Origin of the sequence: Variovorax sp. VRV01 (assembly GCF_014852545.1) — a bacterium.
Lineage (GTDB): Bacteria > Pseudomonadota > Gammaproteobacteria > Burkholderiales > Burkholderiaceae_C > Variovorax > Variovorax beijingensis_A.
Genome location: NZ_JACVBS010000005.1, coordinates 38,126 through 52,447 on the forward strand (window position 1 = coordinate 38,126; position 14,322 = coordinate 52,447).

Here is a 14,322-nt window from a genome sequence, read left to right on the forward strand (position 1 = left end):
CTTCGCGAAACACCGTGGAACCGGCTTTGCCGGGCCACCGGTGTTGCCCCCGGTAGGGGGAGGGAGGAGCGACACGAAGTGCGCGGAGCCTGGGGGCGAGCTTCATTTTTTGCCGAACACCAGCGAGCAGTTGTTGCCGCCGAAGCCGAAGGAATTGGTCAGCGCGTAGCGCACCTCGCCATGCGCGGGTTCGAGCCTGATCTGCGGCCCGAAGCCTTCGTCGAGCTGGTTCGTGTTGACCGTGCCCGGCATCAGGCCGCGCTCGATCGCGAGCAGGCTGATCACCGATTCGACGATGCCCGCCGCGCCCAGCGTGTGGCCCATGAAGCCCTTGGTCGAGCTGGCGTGGGTGCGCGCCGGAAAGCGCCGCGCCACCAGCGCGCCTTCGACCTCGTCGTTCTTCTGGCTCGCGGTGCCGTGCATGTTGATGTAGTCGATCGCCTCGGGCGCGAGGCCCGCGCGCGCCAGCGCCTCGTCGAGCGCGCGTTCGGCGCCCAGCCCTTCGGGGTGCGGCGTCGACATATGGTGCGCATCGCTGGCTTCGCCGTAGCCCAGGAGCCGCAGCGGCGCGGCCGGGTCGTCCTGCACGCGTTCCACCAGCGCGAAGCCGGCCGCCTCGCCCAGGCTGATGCCCTTGCGGCTCGCGTCGAACGGCCGGCACGGCTCGCTCGACACCAGTTCGAGCGAGTTGAAGCCGAACAGCACGCTGCCGCACAACGTGTCGACCCCGCCGACCACGGCGGCATCGGCCAGGCCGAGGCGGATCAGCCGCTCGGCCGAGGCGAACACCTTGGCGCTCGACGAGCAGGCGGTGGAAATCGTCTCGCTCGGCCCGGTGAGCCCGAGCACCTGCTGCACGAACATGGCCAGCGAGTGCGGCGTGTGCACGGCCGCACGGCGCTGGTCCATGGGAAAGAGGCCGTCGGCGTCGAGCTGGGTGTAGGCCAGCTCGGTTTCGCCGATGCTGGAGGTCGAGGTGCCGAGGATCAGCGCGATGCGCGAGGGGCCGTACCTGGCCCGCGCGGCCGCCACGGCCTCGGGAAAGCCGTCCGCATGCAGGCCCAGCCAGGCCAGCCGGTTGTTGCGGCAGTCCCACGAGGCCAGCGCCTCGGGCAGGCGGATGTCCTCGAGCCCGTCGACGCGGCCGATCCAGGTGGGCAGCGGCGCATCGCCGAAATCGTTGGCGCGCAGGCCGCTGCGCGAATGCTCGAGCGCCTCGGCGAGCGGCTCCTTGCCGACGCCGACGGCCGAAGTGGCCGTGTAGGCGCTGATCTGAAGGGGAGAAATGCGGGGCGGCACGTTGCTTGTGGGTTGGCAGGCGGAAGATGAATGATCGCTCTGGGAGCGAAGCGGAGGTAACCGGAAAGTGACAGCCTACCAGTTGCGCGGGCCCCGCAGCGTCAGCTGTTTTCCTATAGGGCCCGTGCCCTATTGACGCCCGGCCGGCGCCTTGGTGGTGGTGATGCGGGCGGCCAGCGCCACCAGCAGCAGCACTGGCAGGCCCAGCAGGGCGGTGGCGGTGAAGAACTGAGCGTAGCCGTGGGCGTCGACAAAAGCGCCCGAATAGCCGGCAATGAACTTGGGCAGCAGCAGCATCAGCGAGCTGAACAAGGCGTACTGCGTGGCCGAATAGCTGATGTTCGTGAGGCTCGACAGGTAGGCGATGAAGGCCGCCGAGGCAATGCCGCCGGCCAGGTTGTCGGCCGACACCACCGCGATCAGCGCCGTCAGGTCGTGCCCGCGCGAGGCCAGCCAGGCGAAGAGCAGGTTGCTCGCGGCGCTGAGCACCGCGCCCAGCATCAGCACGCGCATCACGCCCAGGCGCATCGACAGCACGCCGCCCACGAAGGCGCCGGCCAGGGTCATGACCACCCCGTAGATCTTGCTGACGGTGGCCACTTCGTCCTTGGTGAAGCCCATGTCCACGTAGAAGGGGTTGGCCATGATGCCCATCACCACGTCGCTGATGCGGTAGATGGCAATCAGCGAGAGGATCAGCGCGGCCTGCCACTTGTAGCGGCGGATGAAGTCGGCAAAAGGTTCGATCAGCACGCCTTGCAGCCATTCGGCCGCGTTCTTCGGCTTGGGCAGCACGCGGCGCACCGGCTCGGGCGACAGCAGCACGGTGAGCACGCCCACCGCCATCGAGGCCGCCATCACCAGGTAGGCCGTCTTCCAGGCGCCGTTCTGGTAGGCCGCCGCGCCCGTGGCCGCCGCAGCCGGCGCCACCTCGGCCCAGGCCGCCACCCACAGCACGCCGGCGCCGGCCCAGATCATCGCCAGGCGGTAGCCCGTTTGATAGGCGGCGGCGAGCGCGGCCTGCTTGCGCGTTTCGGCCGACTCGATGCGGAAGGCGTCCAGCGCGATGTCCTGCGTGGCCGAGCCGAAGGCCACCAGCAGCGCGCACCAGATCAGCGGCGCGAGGCCCTGGCGCGGATCGTTGAGCGCCATGCCGACCAGCCCCGCAACCACCATCCCCTGCGCCAGCAGCAGCCAGCCGCGCCGCCGCCCGAGCAGCGTGGTCAGCGGCGGCAGCGGCAGCCGGTCGACCAGCGGCGCCCACACCCACTTGAAGCCATAGGCCAGGCCCACCCAGCTCAGGTAGCCGATGGTGGTGCGATCGATGCCCGCCTCGCGCAGGCGAAAGCTCAGCGTGCCCAGCACCAGCAGCAGCGGCAGGCCGGCGGAAAAGCCCAGCGCCAGCATGCGCAGCGTGGCGGGCTCGAGGTAGACCTTCAGCGCATCGCGCCAGGGCAGGGAGGGGGCGGTGGAGGTTTCGGCGGGCTGGGCAGACATGAGCTTCGGATTGTCCATGAGCGCGCGCCGCCTGCCGAGCCGTCTTTTTGTCGGCAATTGTTCCTATGATCCGCGCATGTGCACACGATGCGAGCTCTTCCTTCCTTCCGTGGCTTCTTCGGCTTCCCGCGCCTCGGCCTGGCAGCCGCGGCGGGCCTTCCTGCTCGCGGCGGCCGGCGCCGCGCTGGCCGGGCCGGCCCTGGCGCAGGTGAACGTGGGCAATGCCTCGGTGGCGCGCAACCTCGTGCCGGCCGACCGGATCGAGGCCGCCGGCGTGCAGCAGTACGGCCAGCTGCTCGAGCAGGCGCGCGCCAAGCGTGCGCTCGCGGGCGACGGCAATGCGCAGCTGCAGCGGCTGCGCACCATCGCGAACCGGCTGATTCCCTTTGCCACGCCGTGGAATTCGCGCGCGCGCGACTGGAAGTGGGAGGTCAACCTGATCGGCAGCAAGCAGATCAATGCCTTCTGCATGCCCGGCGGCAAGATCGCCTTCTTCACCGGCATCCTCGAGCAGCTCAAGCTCAATGACGATGAAGTCGCCATGGTGATGGGACACGAAATGGCCCATGCGCTGCGCGAGCATGCGCGTGCCCGCATGGCCAAGAGCGCGGGCACCGGCGCGGCGCTTTCCATCGGCGCGCAACTGCTGGGCCTGGGCCAGATGGGCGACCTGGCGGCGCGCGCCGGCACGCAGCTGCTCACCCTCAAGTTCAGCCGCAGCGACGAGACCGAGGCCGACCTCGTCGGGCTCGAACTCGCGGCGCGCGCGGGCTATGACCCGAAGGCCTCGATCACGCTCTGGAACAAGATGGCCACCGCCTCGAAGAACCAGGGCGGCCTGAGCTTTCTATCGACCCACCCGAGCGGTCCGGACCGCATCCAGAAGCTCGAGGCCAACCTGCCGAAGGTCGAAGGGCTTTACCGGGAAGCCAAGCGCAGCTGAGGTCTGAGCCACCTCTTCCTCTGAAAGAGGGCTGCGTCTGACTCCCTCTCCCGCCGGGAGAGGTCGCAAATCCATTACGGCCTGTTTTCGCCTGGCACATTGCTTGCATCTCGACTTGTACACAAGTTTGGATGCCTGATGATGGTGCATGAAGAAAACGGATCGGCCGCCGCAGCGTGGATTGCCCGCTTTCCCCGGCCTGTGCCCGGTGCGGGCGCAGGCCGCCTCGCCGGCCTTCGCTTCGCGGTCAAGGACAACATCGACGTGGCCGGCGTGCCCACCACGGCCGCCTGTCCGGCCTTCGACCGACGGCCCGCGCAGCATTCGGCCGTGGTGCAGAAGCTGCTCGATGCCGGTGCATCGCTGATCGGGAAGACCAACCTCGACCAGTTCGCCTGCGGCCTGAACGGTACGCGCTCGCCGTATGGCGAAGTGCCCAATGCCTTCGATGCGCGCTACGTCTCGGGCGGCTCCAGCTCCGGATCGGCCTACGTGGTGGCCGCCGGCGAGGCCGACTTCGCACTCGGCACCGACACCGCCGGCTCGGGCCGCGTGCCCGCCGGACTCAACAACATCGTCGGGCTCAAGCCCTCGCGCGGCCTGCTGAGCGCCTTCGGCGTGGTGCCGGCCGCCCAGAGCGCGGACTGCGTGTCGATCTTTGCGCGCACCGTCGGCCTGGCCGTCGAGGTGCTTCTTGCGGCCGCCGGGCCCGACGCACGCGATCCCTATTCAAGGGACGTGGCGCTGCGCCGCGAGGCATTTCCAGCCGCCTTCCGTTTCGGCGTGCCCGACACGCCGAGCTTCTTCGGCGATGCCGCGGCCGAAGAGGCCTTTCGCGATGCACAGGTGCGGCTCGCCGCCCTCGGCGGCACGGCCGTGGCGATTCCCTTTGCGCCGCTGGCGGAGGCCGCCGCGCTGCTCTACGAAAGCGCGCTCGTGGCCGAGCGCTATGCGGCGGTGCGCGGGTTCTTCGATGCGCATGGCGCTGAAGTGATCGAGCCGGTGCGCGGCATCCTCGAAAGCGGCCGCGGCTACAGCGCCGCCGACGTGTTCGAGGCGCAGACCAGGCTTCGCGCGATCGCACAGCAGGTCGAACCGATGTGGCGCGGCATCGACCTGCTGCTGGTGCCGACCGCGCCCACGCACTACACGCGCGAACAGATGCGCGCCGACCCCGTGGTGCTCAACCGCAACCTCGGCGCGTACACCAACTTCGTCAACCTGCTGGACTACGCCGCGATCTCGGTGCCGAGCTCGCTGCGCGCCGACGGCCTGCCTTTCGGCATCACGCTGATCGGCCCGTGCGGCAGCGATCTTGCGCTGGCCGAGCTGGGCCAGCGCTATCACCACGCCACCGGCCTGCCGCAGGGCGCCACAGGCTTGCCGCTGCCCGAGCCGCGCTCCATTCCGGGCCTGGGCGCTTCGCCAGTGCAGACCATGCCCATCGCCGTCGTCGGCGCGCATCTCTCGGGCATGCCGCTCAACGGCCAGCTCACCGAACGCGGCGCCACGCTGCTGCGCGCCACCACCACCTCGCCGCGCTACCGCCTGCATGCCTTGCCGGGCACCGTGCCGCCCAAGCCGGGGCTGCAGCGCAGCACGGCCGGCGGAGCAGCCATCGCGCTCGAAGTGTGGTCCGTGCCCGTGGCCGAGGTCGGCAGCTTCCTGGCCCTGATCCCGCCCCCGCTGGGCCTGGGCAGCGTCGAGCTCGCAGACGGCAGCTGGGTGCACGGCTTCATCTGCGAAGGCCATGCGCTCGCAGGCGCCGAAGACGTGAGCCACCACGGTGGCTGGCGTGCCTACATCGCAAGCCGCACGACCGCCTCTTCCCAAGCCATTCCAACCTGACCGATCGAGGAGTCTTCATGAGCATCCCTGAAAAATCGCCCGCCGCCGCGTCGCGCCGCCAGTTGCTGCAGGCCGGCGCCGCGGGGCTGGCCGTGCTGGCCGCGCCCGCCATCGTGCGCGCACAAGCCGCGCCGAAGATCCGCATCGGCTTCTGGCCCGTGGCCGCGGGCCTGCCTTTCTTTGCCGCGGTCGACCGCGGCTACTTCAAGGAAGCCGGCCTCGACGTGGAGCCGCTCAAGTTCGCGGGCGCGCAGCAGGTCATGGAAGGCATGCTCGCGGGCCGCTGCGACGGCAGCTCCAACGGCACGGGCTCGGCCAACCTCGCCATCGGCGAGATCGCGCAGCCGGGGCTCTTCAAGATCTTCTGCACCAACCCGAGCAACGCGAAGTTCGTGCTCGACGAATTCATCGTCGCCAAGGACAGCCCGATCAAGACCATGGCCGAGCTGGCCGGCAGGAAGATCGCGTCCGGCCCCGGCATCCAGAACGTGACCCTGTGCAAGACCATGCTGGAGCGCGCGGGCGCCAAGGGCGCCACCGTGAGCGAGCTTCCGATCGGCCAGCACGTGGCCGCGCTCGTCGCGGGCCAGGTCGACGCCTGCTACACGCTCGAGCCCACCGGCACCGTGGGCCGCATGAACGGCACCACGCGCGTCCTCGAGGCCGGCGTGGTCGCCAAATACATCCTCGGCGATCCGATGGCGCCCTGGCACGGCGGCGCGGCCAGCCTCACCAGCGAGTTCATCAAGAAGAACCCCGAAGCGGCGAAGAAGTACATCGCCGCCTATGCACGCGGCGTGGAGCTGGTGCGCAGCAAGCCCGACGACGCGCGCCAGCACATGAAAGGCTACACCGCCATCGAAGGCAGCCTCACGGCCGAAGTGCCGCTCGCCTCGTACATGCTCTACAACGAGTTCAAGCCGAGCGACGTCGCGTATTTCCAGAAGTTCTACGACCTGTTCACCGAGAAAGGCATCTTCGAGAAGAAGGTGCCGGTGGACGGCCTGCTCTACAAGGCCTGACCATGGCCGACGCAAGCACGACCACGGCCGCGCCGTGGACACCGCCGGCCGCCGGCGCGGCGGCGGTGGCACCGAAGCCCCCGTTGCGCGACCGGCTGCTGCCCTTCGTCGGCCCCGTGGTGCTGTTCATCGTGTGGGACCTGGCGGTGCGGCTCGGCTTCATCAAGCCGATCCTGCTGCCCACGCCCGCCGACACGGTCGCGGCGCTCATCACGGGGCTCGCGGGCGGACCGCTGCTCACCGACTTCGCGATGACCGTGTGGCGCACGCTGCAGGCCTTCGCGATTGCGGCGGTGGTCGGCGTGCCGCTGGGCGTGCTGCTCGGCAGCAATGAGCGCGCGTACCGCAGCGTCGAGTTCCTGATCGACTTCTTCCGCTCCACGCCATCGTCCGCGCTGATCCCGCTGTTCCTCCTGATCTTCGGGGTGTCGGACGTCAACAAGGTGGCCATCGCGGCGTTCGGCGCGCTGCTGATCGTGGTGTTCAACAGCGCCTATGGCGTGATCAACGCGCGCAAGCAGCGCGTGATGGCGGCGCGCGTCATGGGCGCCTCGCGCTGGCAGATCTTCAAGGACGTGCTGGTGTGGGAAAGCCTGCAGCCCAGCTTCGTGGGCCTGCGCTCGGCGGTGTCGATGGCGCTGGTGATCGTCATCGTGGCCGAGATGTTCATCGGCTCCGACACCGGCCTCGGCCACCGGATCATCGATGCGCAGCAGGTGCTCAACGTGAAGAGCATGTATGCGGCGATTCTGGCCGCGGGTGCGCTGGGCTATGCGCTGAACATTCTCTTTCTCATTGCCGAGCGTCGCATCGTGCACTGGAGCGGAAGATGATGGACCACCCCCAGGCTTGCTCGCTTCGCGTAGCCGCCACCCCCCTGCGAGGGGGCGCAGCCTGCGGGCCGGCGAAGCCGGTTCCGCGGCAGCTCACGCACAAACCGGAACAGGAACGCAACCATGCGAGCTTCAACTGAAACCGTGTTGAACGGCCCCGTGTATGCCGACGTGCCCAGGCCCGTCTTCAATCCCGGCCCGGCCGGCACGCACATCACCATCCGCGGCCTCACCAAGTACTTCGCGGGCTGGCCGCTGTACGAGAACTTCGACCTCGACATTCCCAAGCACCGGATCGTCTCGGTGTTCGGGCCCAACGGCTGCGGCAAGTCCACGCTCATCAACATGATCGCGGGGCTCGTTCCCATCGATGCGGGCGAGATCCTGTTCGACGGAAAGCAGCGCAAGGACGCCAAGATCGGCTACGTGTTCCAGAACTACCGCGAGGCGATGTTCCCGTGGATGCGCACCATCGACAACATCGCCTACCCGCTGAAGCTCGAAGGGCGCAGCAAGGCCGAGGTCGACCGCCGCATGGAAGAGCTGGTGGCGTCGTTCGACGTGAAGTTCGATCTCAAGCGGTTTCCGTACGAGCTTTCGGGCGGCCAGCAGCAGACCGCATCGATCATGCGCGCGCTCGCGCCCAAGCCCGAGGTGCTGTTTCTCGACGAGCCCTTTTCGGCGCTCGACTTCGAGATGACGCTCTTCATCCGCGAGAAGCTGCAGGAGGTGTTCATGCAGACCGGCACCACCATGCTGCTGGTCTCGCACGACCTCGAAGAGGCCGTGTACCTTGCCGACGAGGTGCTGCTGCTGACCAAGCGGCCCACCCGGGTGGCTGAGATCCTGCGCTATGGCGACGCGCGCCCGCGCACGGTCGAGACGCTGAGCACCGAGAGCTTCGTCGCAACCAAGAAGCTCAGCCTCGACATCTTCCAGCGCGAGGTCCGCCGGTGACGCCCGAGATCAACATCCCCGAGGTGCTTGCCGAAGTGACGGCCGTGTTCGCGCGCTACGAGGAAGCGCTCATGGCCAACCAGCCCGAAGTGCTCGACGCGCTGTTCTGGAACAGCCCACACACGCTGCGCTACGGCTTCTCCGAGAACCACTACGGCCATGCCGCCATCAGCGCCTTCCGCGCATCGCTGCGGGTGCAGAGCCCGCCGCGCGAGCTGCTGCGCACGGTCATCACCACCTATGGCCGCGACTTTGCCACGGCCAACTGCGAGTTCCGGCGCGAAGGCGCCACCGCTATCGGCCGACAAAGCCAGACCTGGCTGCGCACGGCCGACGGCTGGCGCGTGGTCGCCGCCCACGTGAGCCTGCCGGGCTGAGCGCGGGGCACATTTTTTGCACTCCCTTCAACCTCTGGAAAGAACGCCATGACAAGCCAAATCAATCGCCGCGATTCCCTCAAGTCCCTGGCCGCGCTGGGCGCCGCCGGCACCCTCGGAGGCTGGAGCGCCCTTGCGAGTGCGCAGGGCAAGCCGCTGACCGTCGGCGTGATCTACGTCGGCGCGCGCGACGACTATGGCTACAACCAGGCGCACGCCATGGCAGCCGCAGAAATCAAGAAGCTGCCCGGCATCAAGGTGGTCGAGGAAGAGAACGTGCCCGAGACCGCCGCAGTGCAGAAGACCATGGCCGGCATGATCTCGCAGGACGGTGCCAAGCTCCTGTTCCCCACCTCGTTCGGCTACTTCGATCCGCACATCCTGGCCATGGCGCCCAAAAATCCCGACGTGCGCTTCTCGCACTGCGGCGGCCTCTGGACCGAGGGCAAGCACCCGAAGAACGCGGGCAGCTTCTTCGGCTACATCGACGAGTGCCAGTTCCTGAACGGCGTGATCGCCGCGCACATGACGAAGAGCAACAAGATCGCCTTCGTCGCCGCCAAGCCGATCCCGCAGGTGCTGCGCAACATCAACGCCTTCACGCTGGGTGCGCGCTCGGTCAAGCCCGGCATCACCTGCAGCGTGATCTTCACCGGCGACTGGTCGATGGCCGTGAAGGAGGCCGAAGCCACCAACAGCCTGGCCGACCAGGGCTGCGATGTCTTCACCATGCACGTCGACGGCCCCAAGGTGGTGGTGGAGACGGCGGCCAAGCGCGGCAAGATGGTCTGCGGCTACCACGCGAGCCAGGCCAAACTCGCGCCCAACGCGTACCTCACCGGTGCCGAATGGAACTGGCTCACGGCCTACAAGACCGCCATCGAGGCCGCGCAGGCCGGCAAGCCGCATCCGAACTTCCTGCGCGGCGGCCTGAAGGAAGGCTACGTGAAGATGTCGGCCTACGGCCCGATGGTGCCCGACGCCGCGAAGAAGCAGGCCGACGAGATCAAGGCGAAGATGATCGCGGGCAGCTTCGACATCTTCAAGGACGGCATCAAGGACAACAAGGGCGCGGTCGTGGTGCCGGCCGGCAAGGTGCTCAAGCAGACCGACCTGGAGCTCGAAAAGATGAACTACCTGGTCGAAGGCGTGATCGGCCAGGCCTGATCGCAGCAGCACAGGCCCGCACGCCATGCGCCAAGCGCTCAAGGAATTCGCGCTGCCGGTGTTCGCCATTGCGGCGGCGCTGCTGCTGTTCGGCGTGCTCGCGGCCTTTGCCGGCGTCGATCCGCTGGAGGTCTGGGCGACGCTTTTCAAGGGCGCGTTCGGCGACTGGTTCTCCTGGCAGAACACCCTGCAGCGCGCCGCGCCGCTGATGCTCACCGCGCTGTGCGTGGCGCTGCCGGCGCGCGCGGGGCTGATCGTCATCGGCGCAGAGGGCGCGCTGGTGCTCGGTGGCCTGGCCTCTGCCGCGCTCGCGCATGCGGTGCCGCTGCCGGGCAATGCCGCGGGCACGGTGGTGGTCTGCCTCGCGGGCGCATTGGCCGGCGCGCTGTGGATCGCCCTTGCGGGCTGGCTGCGCCAGTACCGCGGCATCAACGAAACCATCAGCAGCCTGCTGCTGGCCTACATCGCCATCGGCATCTTCAAGCACCTGGTCGAAGGGCCGCTGCGCGATCCGGCGAGTCTCAACAAGCCATCGACCCATGCGCTCGCCGACGGGCTGCTGATCGGCGGCATCGGCGGCTCGGACGTGCACTGGGGCTTCGTGATCGGCGTGGTCGCCTGCCTGGCGCTCGGGTGGTGGCTGCGCGCCACCGCCTCGGGCTTCTCGGTACGCGTGGTGGGCGGCAATCCGCGCACCGCGCAGCTCGTGGGGCTGCCGGCGACGCGGCTCATCCTCGGGGCCTGCGGGCTCGGCGGCGCCTGCGCGGGGCTCGCGGGCGCGGTCGAGGTGGCGGCGGTGCATACCAACGCCAATGCCTCGCTGATCGCGGGCTACGGCTATGCGGGCATCCTGGTGTCGTTCATCGCGCGGCACAACCCGGTGGCCATCGTGCCGGTGGCGATCCTGTTTGGCGGCTTCGGTGCGGCGGGCAGCCTGTTGCAGCGGCGGCTCGGGCTGCCCGATGCCTCGGTGCTGGTGCTGCAGGGCATGGCCTTTGTGCTGATCCTTGCGAGCGAGGGGTTGCGCATGGTCGACTGGAACGCCCTGCGCGCGCGCGTTCCGCGCGGCGCGGGGGCGGTGCGATGACCGCGGACCAGTGGATCGCGCTCGCAGCCGGCATCGTCGGCGGTGCGCTGCGCGTGGGCGCGCCGTTTCTCTTCGTGAGCCTCGGTGAATGCCTCACCGAGAAGTCGGGCCGCATCAACCTCGGGCTCGAAGGCGTGCTGGTGCTCTCGGCCATGGCCGCCTTCGGCGGTGCGTACCTCACGGATTCCGCCTGGCTGGGCGTGCTGATCGGCGCGGTGGCGGGGGCGGCGCTCGCGCTGCTGCATGGCCTCCTGTGCTCGCTCGACCGCGTGAACGATGTGGCGACCGGCATCGCGCTGATGCTGCTCGGCACGGGGCTCGCGTTCTATCTTGGCAAGCCGCTGATCCAGCCGCAGGCGCCGCAGATCCCCGCGATACCGCTGGGCTTCTGGAGCGACAACACGGTGGTGCGTTCGGCGTTGCAGCTCAATGCGCTGGTGCCTGTCGGCGTGGCATTGGCGGTGCTGCTCTGGTGGGGCTTTGCGCGCACGCGGGCCGGCCTGCTGGTGCGCATGGCCGGCGACTCGGCGCAGGCGACGCGCGCGCTCGGCTACTCCGTCTCGGGCCTGCGCATTGCGGCGACCACGGCCGGCGGTTTCATCGCCGGGCTCGGCGGCGCATCGCTCACGCTGTTCTATCCGGGCAGCTGGAACGAGGGCATCTCCAGCGGCCAGGGCCTGATCGCAGTGGCGCTCGTGATCTTCGCGCGCTGGAGCCCGCTGCGCTGCGTGGGTGCGGCGCTGCTCTTCGGCGGGGCGGGGGCCATCGGGCCGGCGCTGCAATCCATCGGCATCGGCTGGGGCTATCACCTGTTCAACACCGTGCCTTACGTGCTCACGCTGATGATCCTGGTGCTGACCTGCAGACCCGGCACGGCAGCTGCCGGCGCGCCGGGCGAACTTTCATCGACAAGGAGCTGAATCCCATGGCGAACACCCCATCTTCCCGCCACGTGGCTGCCGAGCCCTATGCCTGGCCCTACAACGGCGCGCTGCGGCCCGGCAACACCGCGCTCATCGTGATCGACATGCAGACCGACTTCTGCGGCAAGGGCGGCTACGTCGACGTGATGGGCTACGACCTCTCGCTGGTGCAGGCGCCGATCCAGCCGATCGCGCGCACGCTCTCGGCGCTGCGGCCGCTGGGCTTTCACATCATCCATACGCGCGAAGGCCACCGGCCCGACCTGGCGGACCTGCCGGCCAACAAGCGCTGGCGCTCGCGCCAGATCGGCGCCAACGGCGTGGGCATCGGCGACGACGGGCCGTGCGGGCGCATCCTGGTGCGCGGCGAGCCGGGCTGGGAGATCATTCCCGAACTCGCGCCGCTGCCGGGCGAGGTGGTGATCGACAAGCCCGGCAAGGGCTCGTTCTATGCCACCGACCTGGAGCTGATCCTGCGCACGCGCGGCATCGAGAACCTGATCCTCGCGGGCATCACCACCGACGTGTGCGTGCACACCACGATGCGCGACGCCAACGACCGCGGCTTCGAATGCCTGCTGCTCTCGGACTGCACGGCCGCCACCGACCATGGCAACCATCTGGCGGCGCTGAAGATGATCACCATGCAGGGCGGCGTGTTCGGCGCGCACGCCACATCGCAGGCGCTGCTGTCTGCACTGGACTGACGAACGCATGGCCGCCACGCCCCATGCCATCGGCGCGCTGCCTGCGGGCAGCGGCGCGCTCGCGCTCGACACCTACGAACTGACCAAGCGCTTCGGCGCCTTCACCGCGATGGACCGTGTGACGATGCGCGTCGAGCCCGGCACGGTGCATGCGCTGCTGGGCGAGAACGGCGCGGGCAAGAGCACGCTGGTGAAATGCGTGGCGGGCTTCCAGCGTGCGGAAGAGGGCAGCATCCTGATCGACGGGCGCGAGCAGGACATTGCCAACCCCATCGTGGCGCGCGCACTCGGCATCGGCATGGTCTACCAGCACTTCACGCTGGCGCCGGGCATGACGGTGGCCGAGAACCTGCTGCTCGCGGGCGGCAAGACGCCGGCGCTGATCGACTGGAAGGCGAAGCGCGCGGAGCTCAAGGAATTTCTTGCGACCACGCCCTTCAGCCTCGACCTCGACGTGCGGCCATCTGAACTCGCGGCGGGCGAGAAGCAGAAGCTCGAACTGCTCAAGCAGCTGTATCTGAAGCCGCGCCTGCTGATCCTCGACGAGCCGACCTCGGTGCTCACGCCGCAGGAGGCCGACGAGGTGCTGGGCCACGTGCGCGAATTCGCGAAGAGCGGCCTGTGCACCGTGCTTGTCATCACGCACAAGTTCCGCGAGGTGATGGCCTATGCCGACAGCGTGACGGTGCTGCGCCGTGGCAAGGCGGTGCACCACTGCCGCGTGGCGGACACGAACCCGGCGCAGCTGGCGCAGGCGATGATGGGCGGCGAGGGTGCTTCGGCGCCTGCGCCGGCTTCATCGCCTGTCGCGAGAAAACCGGTGCCCGATGCGGCGCCCGTCGCCTTGCACGTCGAAGGCCTCGAGGCGCAGGGTGATCGCGGCACGCTCGCGCTGCACGGGCTGAGCCTGTCGGTGCGCGCCGGCGAGATCCTCGGCGTGGCGGGCGTCTCGGGCAACGGGCAGCGCGAACTGGTCGAGGCGCTGGTCGGGCAACGCGCGCGGCTGGCCGGCAAGGTGAGCGTGATGGGCCAGCCCTACAGCGCGCGCCGCGCAGAGAACCGCAGCCTCAAGGTCCGCAGCCTGCCCGAGGAGCCGCTGCGCAACGCCTGCGTGGGTGACCTCAGCGTGGCGGAGAACATGGCGCTGCGCGATTTCGACCGGCCGCCGCTGTCGCGCGGCGGCGTGCTGAACTTCCTGTTCTGGCGCAACCGGGCGCGCGAGTGGATTGCCGAATACGGCGTGAAGACGCAGGGCGAGGGCGCACCGATCCGCAGTCTGTCTGGCGGCAACGTGCAGCGCGCGGTGCTGGCGCGCGAACTCGCCGGCGACATCAACGTGCTGATCGCGGCCAACCCCGTGTTCGGCCTCGACTTTGCCGCCGTGGCCGAGATCCACGAGCGCATCGTGCAGGTGCGGGAAAAGGGCGGGGCGGTGCTGCTGATCAGCGAGGACCTCGACGAGCTTCTCGAGCTGGCCGACCGCATCGTCGTGATGAGCGAAGGGCGGATTGTTTTCGAGACTTCGGCTGAAGGCGCCGAGCGGCATGTGATCGGGGCACACATGGGTGGCGGGCATCACGAGCCGTTGAAGGCTGCGGCATGAGTGACCTGACTGCTTTTGCTGGGCCGCACATCGCCGCCCCCCGTCCTGGAAAACAGCGA

Annotated in this window: 13 protein-coding genes; 11 read left to right on the forward strand and 2 right to left on the reverse strand. The window is 68.8% G+C overall.

Annotated features, from left to right (window positions below):
* Positions 1 to 102: 102 nt before the first annotated feature.
* Together IB278_RS10530 and IB278_RS10535 are read right to left on the reverse strand one after the other, a co-directional pair.
* Complete coding sequence (locus tag IB278_RS10530) at positions 103 to 1,299, reverse strand: beta-ketoacyl-[acyl-carrier-protein] synthase family protein (protein ID WP_192323385.1); 1,197 nt, start codon at positions 1,297 to 1,299, stop codon at positions 103 to 105.
* 129 nt (positions 1,300 to 1,428) lie between these two features.
* Positions 1,429 to 2,814 (reverse strand): AmpG family muropeptide MFS transporter, encoded by a 1,386-nt coding sequence (locus IB278_RS10535; protein WP_145742901.1) that lies wholly within the window; start codon positions 2,812 to 2,814, stop codon positions 1,429 to 1,431.
* A gap of 58 nt (positions 2,815 to 2,872) precedes the next feature.
* Here IB278_RS10535 and IB278_RS10540 point away from each other — a divergent pair, with 58 nt between their 5' ends.
* The 11 genes from IB278_RS10540 (at position 2,873) to IB278_RS10590 (ending at position 14,263) form a co-directional block, all read left to right on the forward strand.
* Positions 2,873 to 3,739: a M48 family metallopeptidase gene (locus tag IB278_RS10540; RefSeq protein ID WP_192323386.1), complete on the forward strand. Its 867-nt coding sequence runs from the start codon at positions 2,873 to 2,875 to the stop codon at positions 3,737 to 3,739.
* Between the two features lie 138 nt (positions 3,740 to 3,877).
* On the forward strand, positions 3,878 to 5,587 hold the full coding sequence (gene atzF, locus IB278_RS10545; protein ID WP_192323387.1) for an allophanate hydrolase: 1,710 nt from the start codon (positions 3,878 to 3,880) through the stop codon (positions 5,585 to 5,587).
* 17 nt (positions 5,588 to 5,604) lie between these two features.
* Positions 5,605 to 6,609: an ABC transporter substrate-binding protein gene (locus tag IB278_RS10550; RefSeq protein WP_192323388.1), complete on the forward strand. Its 1,005-nt coding sequence runs from the start codon at positions 5,605 to 5,607 to the stop codon at positions 6,607 to 6,609.
* Between the two features lie 2 nt (positions 6,610 to 6,611).
* Positions 6,612 to 7,442: an ABC transporter permease gene (locus IB278_RS10555; protein ID WP_145742895.1), complete on the forward strand. Its 831-nt coding sequence runs from the start codon at positions 6,612 to 6,614 to the stop codon at positions 7,440 to 7,442.
* 123 nt (positions 7,443 to 7,565) lie between these two features.
* Positions 7,566 to 8,399 carry an ABC transporter ATP-binding protein gene (locus IB278_RS10560; RefSeq protein ID WP_192323389.1) on the forward strand — a complete coding sequence of 278 codons (834 nt, stop codon included), beginning with the start codon at positions 7,566 to 7,568 and terminating at the stop codon, positions 8,397 to 8,399.
* On the forward strand, positions 8,396 to 8,776 hold the full coding sequence (hpxZ, locus tag IB278_RS10565; protein ID WP_192323390.1) for an oxalurate catabolism protein HpxZ: 381 nt from the start codon (positions 8,396 to 8,398) through the stop codon (positions 8,774 to 8,776). Before IB278_RS10560 ends, hpxZ begins: the two co-directional genes overlap by 4 nt.
* A 48-nt stretch (positions 8,777 to 8,824) precedes the next feature.
* A complete protein-coding gene (locus IB278_RS10570; RefSeq protein WP_192323391.1) occupies positions 8,825 to 9,943 on the forward strand; it encodes a BMP family ABC transporter substrate-binding protein in 1,119 nt (372 codons plus the stop codon).
* A gap of 25 nt (positions 9,944 to 9,968) precedes the next feature.
* Positions 9,969 to 11,030, forward strand: coding sequence for an ABC transporter permease (locus tag IB278_RS10575; RefSeq protein WP_192323392.1), 1,062 nt, complete (start codon positions 9,969 to 9,971; stop codon positions 11,028 to 11,030).
* Positions 11,027 to 11,950 (forward strand): ABC transporter permease, encoded by a 924-nt coding sequence (locus tag IB278_RS10580; RefSeq protein WP_145742885.1) that lies wholly within the window; start codon positions 11,027 to 11,029, stop codon positions 11,948 to 11,950. Before IB278_RS10575 ends, IB278_RS10580 begins: the two co-directional genes overlap by 4 nt.
* A gap of 5 nt (positions 11,951 to 11,955) precedes the next feature.
* Complete coding sequence (locus IB278_RS10585) at positions 11,956 to 12,660, forward strand: cysteine hydrolase family protein (protein ID WP_192323393.1); 705 nt, start codon at positions 11,956 to 11,958, stop codon at positions 12,658 to 12,660.
* A gap of 7 nt (positions 12,661 to 12,667) precedes the next feature.
* Positions 12,668 to 14,263, forward strand: coding sequence for an ABC transporter ATP-binding protein (locus IB278_RS10590; RefSeq protein WP_145742881.1), 1,596 nt, complete (start codon positions 12,668 to 12,670; stop codon positions 14,261 to 14,263).
* The last annotated feature ends 59 nt before the right edge of the window (positions 14,264 to 14,322 follow it).

What these genes read in the sequence shown, in the direction of transcription:
- IB278_RS10585 (WP_192323393.1), top strand. Translation starts at nt 11,956, where the DNA reads ATGGCGAACACCCCATCTTCCCGCCACGTGGCTGCCGAGCCCTATGCC.
- IB278_RS10555 (WP_145742895.1), top strand. Translation starts at nt 6,612, where the DNA reads ATGGCCGACGCAAGCACGACCACGGCCGCGCCGTGGACACCGCCGGCC.
- IB278_RS10575 (WP_192323392.1), top strand. Translation starts at nt 9,969, where the DNA reads ATGCGCCAAGCGCTCAAGGAATTCGCGCTGCCGGTGTTCGCCATTGCG.
- atzF (WP_192323387.1), top strand. Translation starts at nt 3,878, where the DNA reads ATGATGGTGCATGAAGAAAACGGATCGGCCGCCGCAGCGTGGATTGCC.
- IB278_RS10550 (WP_192323388.1), top strand. Translation starts at nt 5,605, where the DNA reads ATGAGCATCCCTGAAAAATCGCCCGCCGCCGCGTCGCGCCGCCAGTTG.
- IB278_RS10570 (WP_192323391.1), top strand. Translation starts at nt 8,825, where the DNA reads ATGACAAGCCAAATCAATCGCCGCGATTCCCTCAAGTCCCTGGCCGCG.
- IB278_RS10590 (WP_145742881.1), top strand. Translation starts at nt 12,668, where the DNA reads ATGGCCGCCACGCCCCATGCCATCGGCGCGCTGCCTGCGGGCAGCGGC.
- IB278_RS10535 (WP_145742901.1), bottom strand. Translation starts at nt 2,814, where the DNA reads ATGGACAATCCGAAGCTCATGTCTGCCCAGCCCGCCGAAACCTCCACC.
- IB278_RS10580 (WP_145742885.1), top strand. Translation starts at nt 11,027, where the DNA reads ATGACCGCGGACCAGTGGATCGCGCTCGCAGCCGGCATCGTCGGCGGT.
- IB278_RS10560 (WP_192323389.1), top strand. Translation starts at nt 7,566, where the DNA reads ATGCGAGCTTCAACTGAAACCGTGTTGAACGGCCCCGTGTATGCCGAC.
- IB278_RS10540 (WP_192323386.1), top strand. Translation starts at nt 2,873, where the DNA reads ATGTGCACACGATGCGAGCTCTTCCTTCCTTCCGTGGCTTCTTCGGCT.